The 14,261-nt window shown below is 67.0% G+C and carries 10 protein-coding genes; 3 read left to right on the top strand and 7 right to left on the bottom strand.

Translation table 11 applies throughout. The features are described from left to right. Positions 1–193 precede the first annotated feature (193 nt). Positions 194–1,426, top strand: coding sequence for a uroporphyrinogen-III C-methyltransferase (gene cobA / locus AB0H71_RS28240; RefSeq protein ID WP_357026798.1), 1,233 nt, complete (start codon positions 194–196; stop codon positions 1,424–1,426). 123 nt (positions 1,427–1,549) lie between these two features. Next, on the top strand, positions 1,550–3,037 hold the full coding sequence (locus tag AB0H71_RS28235; RefSeq protein WP_357026796.1) for an MFS transporter: 1,488 nt from the start codon (positions 1,550–1,552) through the stop codon (positions 3,035–3,037). 487 nt (positions 3,038–3,524) lie between these two features. Here AB0H71_RS28235 and AB0H71_RS28230 read toward each other — a convergent pair whose 3' ends face one another. Then, positions 3,525–3,686, bottom strand: a complete 162-nt coding sequence (locus tag AB0H71_RS28230) for a hypothetical protein (RefSeq protein ID WP_357026794.1) — start codon at positions 3,684–3,686, stop codon at positions 3,525–3,527. 45 nt (positions 3,687–3,731) lie between these two features. On the opposite strand from AB0H71_RS28230, the gene AB0H71_RS28225 reads away from it, so the two are divergent. Then, positions 3,732–5,285 (top strand): recombinase family protein, encoded by a 1,554-nt coding sequence (locus tag AB0H71_RS28225; protein WP_357026792.1) that lies wholly within the window; start codon positions 3,732–3,734, stop codon positions 5,283–5,285. A 218-nt stretch (positions 5,286–5,503) separates the two neighbouring features. Here the strand turns inward: AB0H71_RS28225 and AB0H71_RS28220 are convergent, their stop codons facing one another. The 6 genes from AB0H71_RS28220 to AB0H71_RS28195 form a co-directional block, all read right to left on the bottom strand. Beyond that, positions 5,504–7,234 carry a replication initiator gene (locus AB0H71_RS28220; RefSeq protein WP_357026790.1) on the bottom strand — a complete coding sequence of 577 codons (1,731 nt, stop codon included), beginning with the start codon at positions 7,232–7,234 and terminating at the stop codon, positions 5,504–5,506. Positions 7,235–7,567: 333 nt separating this feature from the next. Then, positions 7,568–9,001, bottom strand: a complete 1,434-nt coding sequence (locus AB0H71_RS28215) for a cell division protein FtsK (protein ID WP_357026788.1) — start codon at positions 8,999–9,001, stop codon at positions 7,568–7,570. Positions 9,002–9,175: 174 nt separating this feature from the next. After that, positions 9,176–9,697: a hypothetical protein gene (locus tag AB0H71_RS28210; protein WP_357026786.1), complete on the bottom strand. Its 522-nt coding sequence runs from the start codon at positions 9,695–9,697 to the stop codon at positions 9,176–9,178. A gap of 1,145 nt (positions 9,698–10,842) precedes the next feature. Next, positions 10,843–11,709: an SAM-dependent methyltransferase gene (locus tag AB0H71_RS28205; protein WP_357026784.1), complete on the bottom strand. Its 867-nt coding sequence runs from the start codon at positions 11,707–11,709 to the stop codon at positions 10,843–10,845. Positions 11,710–12,142: 433 nt separating this feature from the next. Further along, positions 12,143–12,568 (bottom strand): hypothetical protein, encoded by a 426-nt coding sequence (locus tag AB0H71_RS28200; RefSeq protein ID WP_357026782.1) that lies wholly within the window; start codon positions 12,566–12,568, stop codon positions 12,143–12,145. A gap of 335 nt (positions 12,569–12,903) precedes the next feature. Next, positions 12,904–14,082: a helix-turn-helix transcriptional regulator gene (locus AB0H71_RS28195; RefSeq protein ID WP_357026780.1), complete on the bottom strand. Its 1,179-nt coding sequence runs from the start codon at positions 14,080–14,082 to the stop codon at positions 12,904–12,906. Positions 14,083–14,261: the final 179 nt, after the last annotated feature.

Genomic DNA, 14,261 nt, shown 5'->3' with positions numbered 1-14,261 from the left:
GCCGCCCACGGCACTTGCGAAGTGCTCGTGACCGGAATGAACCGCAGATCACACACGGCCGAACTGATCAGGACATAAGTCCAGCAGTGATATCCGAATTTCGCGTAACTTATCCGGCTGTGGGAACGATAGGCGTCGTCGGCGCCGGGGTGCCCACCGGTCGGTTCCCCGAGGCTCCGTAGGCTGGCACCTCGTGTCCGATACTCCTACCGATGCCGGCGATCCGAACTACCTCGTCGGGCTGGACCTGAACGGGCGGCGCGTCGTCGTGGTCGGCGGCGGGTCGGTGGCCCAGCGCAGGCTGGGGCTGCTCATCGCCTCCGGTGCCGAGGTGCACGTCGTCAGCCGCGCGGTCACCCCGGCCGTCGAGGGGATGGCGAGCGCCGGGCAGCTCACCCTGGAGCTGCGCGACTACGCCGACGGCGACCTGGACGGCGCCTGGTACGCCATCGCCTGCACCGACGAGCCGGAGACCAATGCCGCCATCGTGGCCGAGGCCACCCGGCGCCGCGTCTTCTGCGTGCGCGCCGATATCGCGCGGCTCGGCACCGCCGTCACCCCCGCCACCGCGCGCTACGACGGGCTCAGCCTCGGCGTGCTGGCCGGTGGCGCGCACCGGCGCTCGGCCGCGGTGCGCAGCGCGCTGCTGGAGGCGCTGCAGTCCGGCGTGGTCACCGACGACTCCGACCCGGTGGTGCCCGGCGTCGCGCTGGTCGGCGGCGGGCCCGGCGACCCCGACCTGATCACCGTGCGCGGCCGCAGGCTGCTCGCCAGGGCCGACCTGGTGGTCGCCGACCGGCTCGCCCCGCCGGAGCTGCTCGCCGAGCTCGGCCCCGAGGTCGAGGTGATCGACGCCGCCAAGATCCCGTACGGCCGGTCCATGGCGCAGGAGGCGATCAACCAGGCCCTGATCGACGGGGCGAAGGCGGGCAAGTTCGTGGTCCGGCTCAAGGGCGGCGACCCGTACGTCTTCGGCCGCGGCTACGAGGAGCTGGAGGCCTGCGTCGAGGCCGGGGTCGCGGTGACCGTCGTGCCCGGCATCACCAGCCCCATCTCGGTCCCCGCCGCCGCGGGCATCCCGGTGACGCACCGCGGCGTCACCCACGAGTTCGTCGTGGTCAGCGGCCACCTGGCCCCCGACCACCCGGACTCCCTGGTCGACTGGCCCGCGCTGGCCACCCTGCGCGGCACGCTCGTGCTCATGATGGCGGTCGAGCGGCTGGACCGCTTCGCCGCCGCGCTGCTCGACGGCGGCCGCCCCGCCGACACCCCCGCCGCCGTGATCCAGGAGGGCACGCTGCGCACCCAGCGGGTGCTGCGCGCCGACCTCGGCAGCGTGGCCGAGCGGGTCAAGGCGGAGGGCATCCGGCCCCCGGCGATTGTCGTCATCGGCCCGACGGCCGGCTTCGGGTCGAGCGCCGGGTAGGCGCCGCCGCCGCGGCCCCGGCCCGTTTTCCGGGTCGCCGCGCAGGTCACGCGGCGGCCGGGCCGAGGCTCCGCGACCCCCGGCCCGGGAAGTGTCTGTGACGCGATGACCTACAGTGGCCGGGTGCTGAGAGATCCAGCGGTATCCCCGCACTACCCGGTGACCGGGCGCGCCTTCGGGCTCGCCATCCTGGTACTGAGCGGTTTGCAGCTCATGGTGGTGCTGGACGGAACGGTCGTGATCTTCGCGCTACCCCGGCTGCAGGAGGAGATGGGGCTCTCCAGCGCGGGCAGCGCCTGGACCGTCACCTCCTACGGCTTGACCTTCGCCGGCTTGATGCTGCTCGGCGGCCGTCTGGGTGACTCCTTCGGCCGCAAGCGCATGCTGATCAGCGGCGTCGCGGTCTTCACCATCGCCTCGCTGCTCTGCGGCCTGGCCCAGGCCGAGTGGATGCTGCTCACCGCCCGCGCCCTGCAGGGCGCCGGCGCCGCCATCGCGGCCCCGACCGCGTTCGCCCTGGTCGCCACCACCTTCGCCCCCGGCAAGGCGCGCAACCAGGCGGTCGCCATCCTCGGCTCCATGGTCGGCGTCGGCTCGGTCGGCGGCCTGGTGGTCGGCGGCGCGCTCACCGAGGTCTCCTGGCGCTGGATCTTCCTGATCAACGTGCCGATCGGCGCCCTGATCATCGCCGGCGCCGTCGTCACCCTCTCCGACACCGCGCACCGGCGCACCACCCTCGACGTGCGCGGCGCGCTGCTCGGCACCATCGCCTGCGCCGCCATCGTCTTCGGCGCCACCGAGGGCCCGCAGCTCGGCTGGGACAGCCCCTGGATCATCGGCGCCCTCGTCGGCGGGCTGCTGCTGCTCATCGTCTTCGTCCTGCTGGAACGCCGCGTCGACTCCCCCCTGCTGCCCTGGTCGCTCTTCGACCGCCGCGACCGCGTCGCCACCTTCCTGCTCATCTTCCTGGCCGGCGGCATGCTCGGCGCGATGACGTACTTCGTCGCCCAGTTCCTGCAGAACGTGCTCGGCTACAGCCCGCTCACCGCCGGCCTCGCCGCCATCCCGTTCACCGTCGGCATCGGCATCGGCGGCGCGCTCGCCTCCAAGCTCGCGCTTTTAGTTGCCCCGCGCTGGCTGCTGCTGGTCGCCAGCGCCATCCTCGCCTGCGGTCTCGCCTTTGCCTCCACGTTGAAGGGCGACGTCGAGTACTTCACGATTCTGCTGCCCCTGCTCATCGTGATCGGCTTCGGCGTCGGCGTCGCCATGGTGCTGGCCCCGATCTGCGTCCTGGTCGGCGTGCCCGCGGCCGATATCGGCCCGCTCGCCGCCGTCGGGCAGATGTTCATGAACCTCGCCACGCCTATCGCCATCGGGCTGTTCAGCCCCATCGCCGCCTCCCGCACGCTCGCCGTCGGCGGGGTGGTCGGGGTGCCGGCTACCGAGATGACCGAGGCCGAGATCGACGCGCTCGGCAATGGCTACACCCTCGTCCTCTTCTGCTGCGCGCTCCTGGCCCTGCTCATCGGTGCGGTGGCGTTGACGTTGCGGTACACGCCCGCGCAGTTGGCCGAGGCGCAGCATGCGGAGAAAGAAGCGCAACAAGCGTGAACGGTTCTCCTGGGGGAAGCGCGTGCGGTCGCTCCCGCCGGTCGGCTGACGTAGCACTGCCCCGGGACGGTCGCGGCTCACTGCGAGGTCAGCTCCCATTCGCCGAGCCAGCTGGATCGGTCGTGGCTCGTTGCACCGTAATTCATCGTTGCGCAGCAGAATAGCGATCGAATACGAGAGGGACCCGGGAGCTTGGCCTGCTCCCGGGCCCCGGAAATGAGTCGCCCCGTGCCTGCCCCGGCACCCACGGCCGGATCATGGTGACTGCGACGTGCCCTTCCATTGGACCACCTCGGTAGGAGAACACCGAGAACCGGATTCGAACCGGCACCCCGTCGCCGTGCGTCCGGGCCGCGGGGCCGGGGCAAGGGCGACGAATACTCGTGCTGGAGCGAGAGTCTGAACTTGAGAGTCAGGCTGATCGATCAGCGTGAGTTTCTGCGCTCAGGGAGCGCATCCCCCCGCTCGCGACGGGGGAGTTCGTGGGTCAGCGGAACAGGTAGCGGAAGACGGCGTCGCCGGTGCGGCGCTCCGCCACCTCGGCGCCATTGGCCTCCTCGCGCGCGAACTGCACCGCCTCGCGCAGCGTCTCGACCCGCTGCACCAGCTCGTTCACCCGCCGCGCGGGGAGCGCGCCGGAGAACTTCACCGTGGACAAGTTACCAAAGGGGTACCACCGGCGTAAGCTGGGCTTATGCCGTTGAATCCCAGTGACTTTCGCGATCTCGTCGCCGTTGTGTACGCCCGCGTCTCGCAGGACAAGAACAAGAATCTGTCGGTGCCTGCGCAGATCGAGTGGGCAGAACAGCAGTGCGGGCGGTTCGAGTGGCCGATTGCCAAGGTCATCGCCGACACGGATATCGGCGCTACTCGGCACAGCTTGAAGGAGCGGCAGGGGTACCGGGAACTGCCTGAGCACCTCGTGCCGGGGCGGGGGGAGCCGCGTCGGGTGCTCGTTACGCGGTCGAGTTCGCGTGCCAACCGCAAGCTCGGGGACTTCGCGATTCTGCGGGATCTGTGCGCGGAGCACGGAACGTACTGGTTCAGCGGCGGGCAGCTCTACGACCTCGACAACCCGCAGGATCGGCGAATCCTCGCAGCGGAGGCGGTGGAGAACGAGTTCGGACCGGAACAGAGCCGCTTCGACTCCATGCAGCAGCTCAGCCGCAATTTCGCGGAGGGCAAGCCGCACAGCCGGGAAGCGTTCGGGTACCGCATCGTCTACAACCGGGGTGTTGCGGTGGCACGGGAGATCGATGAGGCCAAAGCAAGCGTCGTGCGGGAGATGGTGGCGCGTGCGCTGGCTGCGGAGTCGCTGCACAGCATTGCCCGATGGTTGACCGACAGCCGGATTCCGGTGCCCACTGCCGATATGGCGATGCCGTGCCGCCGTTGCTCGGTGACCAGCGGCCGGAAGGTACTCGAGGCGGTAGACCGCCGCGAATGCGGATGCGACCAGGGATGGCGAACCGAGTGGAAGCACACGACCGTGCGCAAAGTGCTGCTCAGTCCTACCATCGCGGGTCTGCGAGCTCACAAGAGCCCCACGACCGGCGAAGTCACGACCACTGCCGCCGTGTGGGAACCGATTATCCCGATCGAAGACCATCACCGATTGCTCGCGATGGCACAAGACCCTAAGCGCCGCAACGCAAGCCGAGGCAACGCGCCTCGTTGGCTCCTGTCGGGAATTCTGCGCTGCGGAAAGTGCGAGCAGCGACGACTCAGGTCGAAAATGGCCGGGCCCGACCGCCCACGTAACTACGTTTGCGAAAGTTACTGCGTGTCGCGCAACGCGGAACTTGTCGATGACCTCGTGCAAGAGACCGTGCTGCGCAAGCTGGAAGACCCCGCGCTGCTCGAAGCCCTCCGACGCACCGATGCCGAGAGCGAGAGTCTTTCGGCCGAGGCGAAGCGGCTGCGCGACGCCTATGAGAAGTGGATTGCCGAAGCACTCGACGCCGAGCTTTCGCCGCTCGAAATCAAGGGGTACAAGGATCGGAAGTTGCCCGCCGTCAGGGCCGCCGAGACTCGCGCCAACGCGGCCATGCCGATGCCTCATGTTGTCGCCGTGGCAGGCCCGAACGCCCGCGAAGTGTGGCACGACGAGGCGCAGACACCGTTGCCGATGAAGCGCGACATCATCCGCTCCCTGCTGGCGATCACGATCAACCCAGCCGGGAAGAAGCACGAATTCGGCGGCTCCGCTGGCGTCGAGACCATCGATATCCAACCACTGGTCGCCTGAGCCCTGTCACTGCTGGCCGGCCGATTCAGCGGAACTCGTACCGGCGTCCGTACCCGATTGCCGGACGCGGCGCGCGCCTTCCCACCATCGGCGCAGTACCGCCAGCTGATCGGCCGTCAGCGGCCCGGAGAGCCGTTGCTGTACCTCGTCCAGGTAGGCAAGCTCATCGGCGCTCCAGACGCGCTGTCGGGGTCCTTCTGTCCGTGGCCGCTGCCCCATCACACATCTCCACGCCCAGGATCAGCCGAACCCCCGATTGCCGAACAAATCGGGGGTGGTGGCGGCGGGTCGGCTATGGCGGACAGGGCACGGTCGTATTCGAGCCGCCACGCGGTGCGTTCCTTGATCGCGGCCAGCAGCAGACGGGACCGGGACGGGATGCGGGTTCCAGGGGCGATGGTGGACCAGGTGAACCGGTTCGGGTCGGGTGCGGGTTTGTCGATGCCGATCGCGGCCAGGACCCCGCGCACGAACGCGGCCCGGTCGGCTTTGTGGTCCCCGAGGGTCTTCCCGGTCCAGCGCTTCGAGCACAGCACCCGCCGCCCCGGCAGCCCGAGCGTCGACCGGCGATGCGCACGGCCCTTGCACCGGCCGGGTTCCATCCGCCGCGTGGCGCCCTTGGGAACGATGCCGTAGGCGAGCCAGACAGCGCACCGCGGGCTGCACGGGGTCGCGCAGAGCGCCTGGTGTAATCGGTCGTAGTGGGCGTGCTGGCGCGGTGACGCGCCTTCGAGGGTTTCGCCCACCGATTTCGTGAGGTACTTGCACAGGTAGCCGATATGGCGGTCGGCTTCCGGCGTCCCGGCAAGGATGCCCTTGTAGTGCACCTGCACCCCGAAGCGGGCCACGTGCGCCGGATTGTCGTCGTCGCCGATGGCGTCCACGGCCTCATCCCAGGACGGCAAGGGTTCGCGGGTGTCGGGGTCGAGGAACGTGGCCGAATCGTGGTCCCAGACCGGCCGGGCGTCGTCTCGCCCGTAGACGACCCGGTCCGGGGTCGGCCACCAGATATTGCGGTAGGTCGCCCGAGTCACTTCCCGGATCACCTCACGCGGGACGGTGCCGCGCAGGGCGAGGTGGATATGCGGGGCACCCCGGCGTTGGGGCTCGACGGCGGCGAAGTACTGGATTTCCCAGCCGATGACCCGGCGAAGGTTCTGAATCCAGCGATCCACCAGCGCGGCGAAGCTCACCGCGTCCCAGGCCGCCCGCGCGTAGTCGTAGCGGTCGGGATCGAGGGGTGTCCCGTCGTCGCGGTGGACCGGGCCGTAGGAGTCGAGGGTGAGGGTGATGAACATGGAAGGCCGGAACCGGCCCGCGTACTCACGCCCGATGCTGCGGGACTTATCCACGGGCTGGCGCGGCAGGTCGGTTACATCGTCACGCCGCCGGGTGGAGCGGTGCCGCCGCGCCGCCGGTTCGTCCGGGTCGCCGTCTCCGTCGTCGTGGTCAGAACCGGGGTCGGGCAGTGGGGGTGTCTTACCACGCATACCCAGCGTTGAGAGTTCGGTATCGACCCATGCGATTTCGGCCGCCAGCTCGGACCTATCCGAGTTTCGTTGTTCCTCAACAGCTTCGGTGTATTCGCCGAGTAGATCGGCACGGTAGGCGATCAGGTGTTCCTGATCGGGGTGCGGGGCGCGCGGGGCGGTGTCGGGTTCGGTGTCCAGGTGCCAGCCTTCCCGGCATTGCATCATCCGCAGCCGCTGTGACTTGCGCGCGCACGGGCGGCACACCGATTCCAGGGTCGCGCCGCAGGGCACGGGGATGAACTCGTGGCGTCCGGTGGTGGTGTCGATGCGTTTGAGCACCATCGGGCGCACACACACGCCGTTCTTCTCGGCCAGCGACAGCGCGATGTCGTCGAAGTCGGGCAGATTGCGCCGCAACTCCTCCTCGCTCGCCTTGACCGTGGGTGGCAGGACCAGCCGGGCATCGTGGCCGACCATAGGGGGGTTCTCCTGTTCCGTCGCGGGGGAGGCGCGGCACCGGCCCAGAGGAGAGCCGATGCCGCGCCGAGGGTCGAGCTGGAAAGCGGCTGATAGCCGTTGTGCCGGATCAGAATTAGAGAGATGTGGACCGCTGCCGGTTCAGCGTCCGGGGGCGCTCGCGTCGCGCCGGGAAGTCAGGAGAGGAAGTCAGTGGGGCGCTCGTATCGCGCCGGGGAAGTTATCAAGAATATGCGCTTGTCCGCGCTCAAATATGTTGTGTCAGTGCATTTTTGAAAGCGCTCAGTGTGCGCCGCAGAGGATCAGAGGGTGTCTGTGTCGCGGATGTCGGCATCAGCCGAGCAGTGGTTTACCCGAGGTGTCGCGGCCGTCGCCACGGTCGGCGGGCGGGTAGGTGCGCATGATCCACCGGATATCCTCGTCGTCCACCCAGTAGGCCCGCACACGCACGATGTCGGTCGAGGACTCGTGTTCGACGTAGCCGACGCCAGGGGTGTCCTCGGGAATCTCGTCGCACAGCGCGCCACGATCGCGCCCGGTCTGGCCGAACACCATGTTCGGTTGCGTCGGCTCGGCCATACGCAGCCCGATCCGGTACGGGTAGAGCTGGCGCTGTTCGAGCACGTCCTTGCTGGGGTCTTGCAGGCAGCCCACGACAGGGATCGCCATTGCGCGGGACTGGGTGAGCACGATCCCCATGTAGCGCAAGATCGCGTCCTTGAGCTTGCGATCGGAGTAGTAGGCGGTCAGGCTCGCCGCCTCGTCCACGATCACCAACACCAGCGGCTCAGCCGGACTCGGGGTGAGCTTGCGGGCGAACCGGTCCATGTAGACCTGCCCGCGCGCCTGGACCAGCTCGGCGGCGTCCTTGAAGATCGATAACGCCTGCTCCCCGTTGTCGTAGGCGAACCGGGCGAACCACTTACGCGCGGCCCCGAACTCGGCACCACCCTTCGGGTCGATCACCCACAACACCACCGACCCGTCCTGGATCGCAGGGCCGAGCGCGGCGATCAACGACCACACCACCGACCCCTTACCCGCGCCCATCATGCCCGCGACCAGGATCTGATTGCCGAGCAGCTTGATCCGCCACGGCGCACCCAGCTCGGTCACGCCGACCTCCAGCGATGTCAGATCGCAGGTTTTCGCCTTCACGCGGGGCAGCGGAATCGGCTCGGTGAGGATGTCGGTGTGGATGACCTCGAGGCGCACGAACCCGGATTTCGTGGCGGTGCGGACCCGGACCCCGATCGCGCCGAAGGCGTTGCGTAGGGCGTCGGTTTGCTTGGCCCAGTGGGCGACGGTCTGCCCGCCGACCATCTTGATCAGCAGCTCATCGGCAACGTCCCCGATCGACACTTTCGCCAGCGCCGGAGTGAGCACCTGAGTGTTCAGGACCGCATTCAGCCCCGCCAGCGCGGTCAGCGAATCCCAAGGTGCCCGGTACCGCTTCCATGCCAGCCAGCGCGACCGCATCCGGCCCCACACCCAGCGCCGCCAGCTCCCCGGCCACCAAGCCCACCACAGCACCCACGCCGCTACCGAGCCGACCACGACCGCGGTTCCGGCCGGCCAGCCCAGATACCACCACGCCGCACCGGCCGCGACCAGCGGTAACGTCAGCATCGGGAACAACACCGCCCACCACAGCACGACCAGGGCCAAACGGAGCAGCAGGATCAGCAACTCCATGAACTGCTCGGCAATACCGTCGAACAAGGTGTTGCCCGCCGGGGGCTTCTCATAGTCCGCTGTACGTGCCATCAGCGGCCACCTTCCTTTCCTCTCTTGGTTGAACTGCGAAATCTGTTGTCACGCAGCACATTCGATTTCCCTTCTCGTGTGAAGGTCGAGCGGGGTGCCCCCACCGGCCGAGACCGCGTGAACGCCGCAACGCTCGGTGACGGTCTCGGCCGATGGAAGGCATGTCCCGGCCGCTCAGGACGTCTTGCTCGCCGAGCCCGAGCCGGAGCCCGACGCGGACGCCGGACCCGAGGACTTGCCCGAAGCGGGCGAGGCGGGCGGGGTGGGCGAGGTGCCCGGCAGCGGGACGTAACCGGTCGCCCAGAACGCCCAGCCGAGACTCTTGTTCAGCCCCGAGGTCATCAATCGGGGCTGCACGGTCATCCCGGTCAGCGCGACCCTGTACATATCCGGATCGGCATCAGCAGCCATTAGCGGCACCGGCTCGGTGTCGGACAGGATCAGCACCGGGAAACTCGCCTTGTTTCGCTCGAGCAGCGGATCGGTCACGGTGATCTGCCACACCAGCACCCCCGTCTGCTCGTCATGTTCCTGCGGCAGCACGCGGTTGCGGTCATCGGAGTAGGGCCGCTTGATCTCCACCGGCCCGACCTGGTAGAGCCCGCGCGGGAAGTACGCCGCGAACTCGATCGGGAACCGATGCCTACGCCGCTTATCGAGCAGCCGCTTACGTTCTTCGGGAGTCAAACGCTCCACGATGTACCTCACTTCAGAAGATGGGTTCAGTGCTTGAATGACCCGCACGATGCGGGAGCGCTCCGTGCGCGAATCGGGGCGGATCAGCCCAGCGGGAGGCCCACGACCTCCACCGCAGCCGACACACTCAGGCAACGAAAGCCAGCCGACACACCAGGGGCGAGCCTGTGAACTCGGCATCATTTCGGGCGCAAAGGCACCCAGCGTGGGGGAGTAATCTACGATGAACACAGCAGGAGCCTCCGGTTTCTGCTCACGAATGGAGCAGGGGTCTCACGCTTGGCAGGGTTTCCGGCCCTTATGCCTTGGCGTGCTTGGTTCGTTCGCGGGCTGTCCCCTCGTTGGCGCGAGGGGGCAGCCACCGGACGTATTGCCGGTCAGTCGTTTCGGTGGTCCGTCATCGTCTCCTTCCTTGCTGTGGGGGTGATCGGTTCTTGCCGTTGATCCGCTACCAGGGCCAGTCTCGCTGCTCCGTCGGTGATCGCTATCCGGTCCCACACTCGCTGTGTGGAATCGGTGAAACACCGAGGGCGCGAGACCTTCCCGGCCTGGCATCGGGCCAACCTTTCAGGCTACCCGTGCCGAGACCGCCCGATCGGTCCGGCAGTCCTGCCACCTCCGCCTACCCGAAAGCCGGGAACCGCAGCGACGGTGATGATCGAACTTCGCTATCTATCGTCCCCGCCGCAAACGACAAAGCAAGGGTTCTCATTCACCGATTTACCGGTGAATTAGGACCCCGGCAATCCGCCGACCCCCACACTGCACCGCGAGAGGTCAGGAAATGGACGGTCGGCACAATCCTCTGAACAGCGGCGATGGCCTGAATCATCAATACCGTGACCCGAAGGATAAAACAGACCGAGTGAAATAGGTTGACCCTATAAACCCAGGATACGTTGTGACCAGAATCATCTTACCGAATGGTAAGATATCACTCTGGCGAATGTGTCTAATTCGCTCTCTACCAGGCAGTATGGGGGGGCGAATAAATTACTGAGGGTAGTAATTCAGTACCTCAGCACCGCTCTCCGATCGGTACCGTACCCCACGCACACGAAACCCCCGGCCGACATCGGGTCGGTCCGGGGGCTGCGTGCCGCCCACCCTGCGAGGGTTTCAAGGGAGCGAGGTCCGAGAGAGGGTCAGCGAATGCGGGCGACTCCGGCGTAGAGAGAGATCCGAGCATCGCGGCGCTTCTGGAGCGTGACTGACACCCTGTCCGCGTGCTCCGGGTCAGTCTCCGGAGACGGCACCGAACCGGCGCGAGGATGCCAGCGGTTCGGCGTGGTGATTCCCGGCGCGATCAGCTCCCGGCCCTCGAAGAAGCGGGCGAACTCCTCCCGCGTGCGTGCCCGGACATCGATCCCGTGCTCAGCGCACACCTCCACCGCCGCGCCGACCGCCTCCGCGCTGAAATCGTCGGTGAGGTGGGTTGCGCTCAGATACGACCCCGCCGCCAGCTCACCGGCAATCGTGTCCACGATCGCGTATGACTCATCACCCTCACCGAGCAACGGGAGAATCCCGATCAGCGACACCGCCACCGGCTGCGAGAAATCCAGCACCCCCGATTCCCGCACGGTCTTCATCATCGCGGCAGGGTCGCGGGCATCGGCCTCGAGGACTTCCACCCGCCCCTGCTCGGTCCCGCACAACAGCGCGCGAGCGTGAGCGAGCACCACCACATCGTGATCGACATGGACCACCCGCGCCGCCGGGTGCACCTCCTGGGCCACCTCGTGCAGATTCGGCTTCTCCGGAATGCCCACGCCGATATCGAGGAACTGAACAACCCCGACCTCGGCCAGATATCGAGTCACGTCGACCATGAAATTCCGATTCGCACGCGCAGCCTGAGCCACCGACGGAAACACCCGCTCCATCTTCTCGGCCGCGTGCTGGTCCATGTGGTAATTGTCCTTGCCGCCGAGCAGCCGGTTATACACCCGCGCACTCTGAGCGCGATTGACATCAAAACCGGCAACCTCCCAAGCGTCCCCACCGGTCACCACAAACACCCCTTTCCAGAGCGCGCGAAAAACGAAGCAAGACAACAGAATCGAATTGCAAAATCCCGGAAGGTCGGCATGCCCCCGGCGCACGCCGACCCCCGCAGACCCCACAACGGGGCCGGTACCGGGAAACGAGATAGAGAACAGCCAGCCCCGCTATGGGTACTTGCTCGGAAACAGCAGAACCATGAGCAACACCAGCAGCGGAAGACCGATCGCCAGACTCCACCCCGCCAACCCGCTCACGCCGACCCCGCTCGCGTGATCGCCAACTCGACATCGATCAGCGCCCCAGACTCGAGCACCTTTCCGCCTGCGTCGACCAGCTCCCACCCCCACGGCGGACTCTTCCGAGCACGGACCTGCCACCCGTACCCCGACGCCTTCTCCCGCGCGACTGCCGCCCGCTCTTCCCTCGACAGAGCCGTCATCACGCACCCCGCCGGATCGGTGTCGCCACATCGTCGACGATCCGAATCCCGCTCCAACCGCACTCGGCGAACGTCGTCGGGTTCTCGTGCCTGACCAACCGGCCCTCGGTGATCCGCGCCCGGACCAGACACGCCGCGCCAGGGCAATCCACGCTCCGCAACGAGCCGTCCGAAGGCTCGAACGTGAGCACCGTGGTCTGAGACGCATAGATCCACGGCCCACGCGACAACTCACGCGCACTCGCCCAATGCGACATCACGCCCTGAATCAAGTCCGCGGGCATCCCCAGCGCCAGACCACCCGCCAAACTCGGCAAGCCGGGAAACTCCCGCACAGTCCCGTTCCCCGCCGCCACCGAGACCAGCCGCAACACGCCGAAGTCATCGAACCAGCGCACCGCCTGACCGCCATCGAACCTGGTCACGAACGGGGCCGACGACCGAGCCGGGCTCATACACTCACCCCCGACCGATCCAGCTCCCGCAACCCCTCTAGCAGCCGGTAGAGCAGATGCAGCCGCGCCAACGCCTCCAGCGGCCCACCCCGCCCAGACGCACGCGGAGTCACATTCGATGTTCTCTTGGGCAATTCGGGCACAACTTCCCCTCCTGATTCGATGATCGGCCCCTACCGCCGGGGACCAGGTCAACCCGGCGGCGGGACCAACATCAGATTTTCAGAGGGAGGGCGAATCAGGTATAGGACAACCGAACCGAGTGAGCAGGAACGCCTAGTTTGCTTGAGACCCGTTGTAGCGCATCAGTATTCGAGGCTCACGAAATCGGCGAGATCACGCATCTCGTCAGTGAGTGTGCGACGTTCGCTCACTACTGTCCCGAGGATGTCCCGCGCGTAACGCTGCTGAGCCAGCCACTCCGGCGCTGTCGCGCGAACCTCGCGTAGGGTTCCGATCGCTTCGCCGTACTGCCGCAACTGGGTATGAGCGTTGGCTACGTCGAGTCGGTGCCGTAGCCGATTACCCGTGTTCGCCGACAGAGCGGCGGGCAGACTTTCTGCAATAGCCAAGGCTCGAGCGGGCTCCTCCGTGATCACGGCACATTCCACGCTCGCCTGCGCGACCGTGACAGGTCCGAACGTTCGATTGGGCACCCGGTCGTAGACGATCTCACTACCGATCCGCACGGCCGCAGCACGGGCAAGAGCCAGAGCGTCCGCAGTGCCACCCGGCGAGTTGTCACGAACTCCGATGTGGGCCAAGTACATCCAGAACCGTCCCCAGGCGGCAAGGTGAGTGGGCGAAGCCTTCGAGAATCGAGGGGGCTCGAGATCATCTGCCCACTTGACTGCCAGCTCTCGCGCGGCGTCGAGGTTGCCTTGCCGTAGATGCGACCACACCAGAGAGTTCACGGCCCCCACAGCGATCTCCTGTTCGGGGGCGATGTCCACGGCCTGATCCACGGTCAGCGCGGCGGTATCGAACTGACGGTTCGACACGAGCAGAAACGCCGCCAGACTCAGGAGACGCGCTCGAATCGCGCGCCCCTTGTCATCGAGGTTCCTAGCGTCCGCGAGCAAGCCAGGAAGCACCGCCGCGATGTCGCGATATCGGTACGCCTCCACAAGCGGTGCTAGGGCGCGATACGAAGTCTCTACATCCTCGATGGACGGCGGTTCGTCCTCATCCCGGCTGACCTCTCCTGGGGCTACCAGCGCACGGCGTACGGGCTCCCAGAGACTTTCAGTTGCAGGATTCGCATGTTCGGTGTCTGTCGCACCGCCCGGTTGCAGAACCGAAGTGCGGACCCCCAACGCGATCGCAAGTTTGCGCAGGGTCGCCAATCGGACGCCCTGGTTCTCCAGCTGCTCCAGTTGCTGAATCCGCTGCACACTCAGCCCTGATAGCTGCGCAAGTTCCTTCTGCGTCAGAGCCCGGCGCTTCCGCACGGACTTCAAACGCTGTCCCAGCTCGGCCGTCATATCGTCCAGGGTACGCGCGATCAGACACCCGTCCATGCCGAGAGGGTCGGTCAGTGGCCGGATTCGGGGACCTCCGAAACCTGCGGGTCCCGTGCCAAGGGGTGCCTGCCGAGCGCGATGCTCGTCCGTCGCACTCTGATCATGCGCGGAGAAATCGCGAGGAGGCGCAAAGTTGATGG

Origin of the sequence: Nocardia sp. NPDC050697, assembly GCF_040654395.1 — a bacterium.
Lineage (GTDB): Bacteria > Actinomycetota > Actinomycetes > Mycobacteriales > Mycobacteriaceae > Nocardia.
The sequence above is the reverse complement of the archived record's forward strand: the minus strand, read 5'-3'. Positions and strand labels throughout refer to the sequence as shown.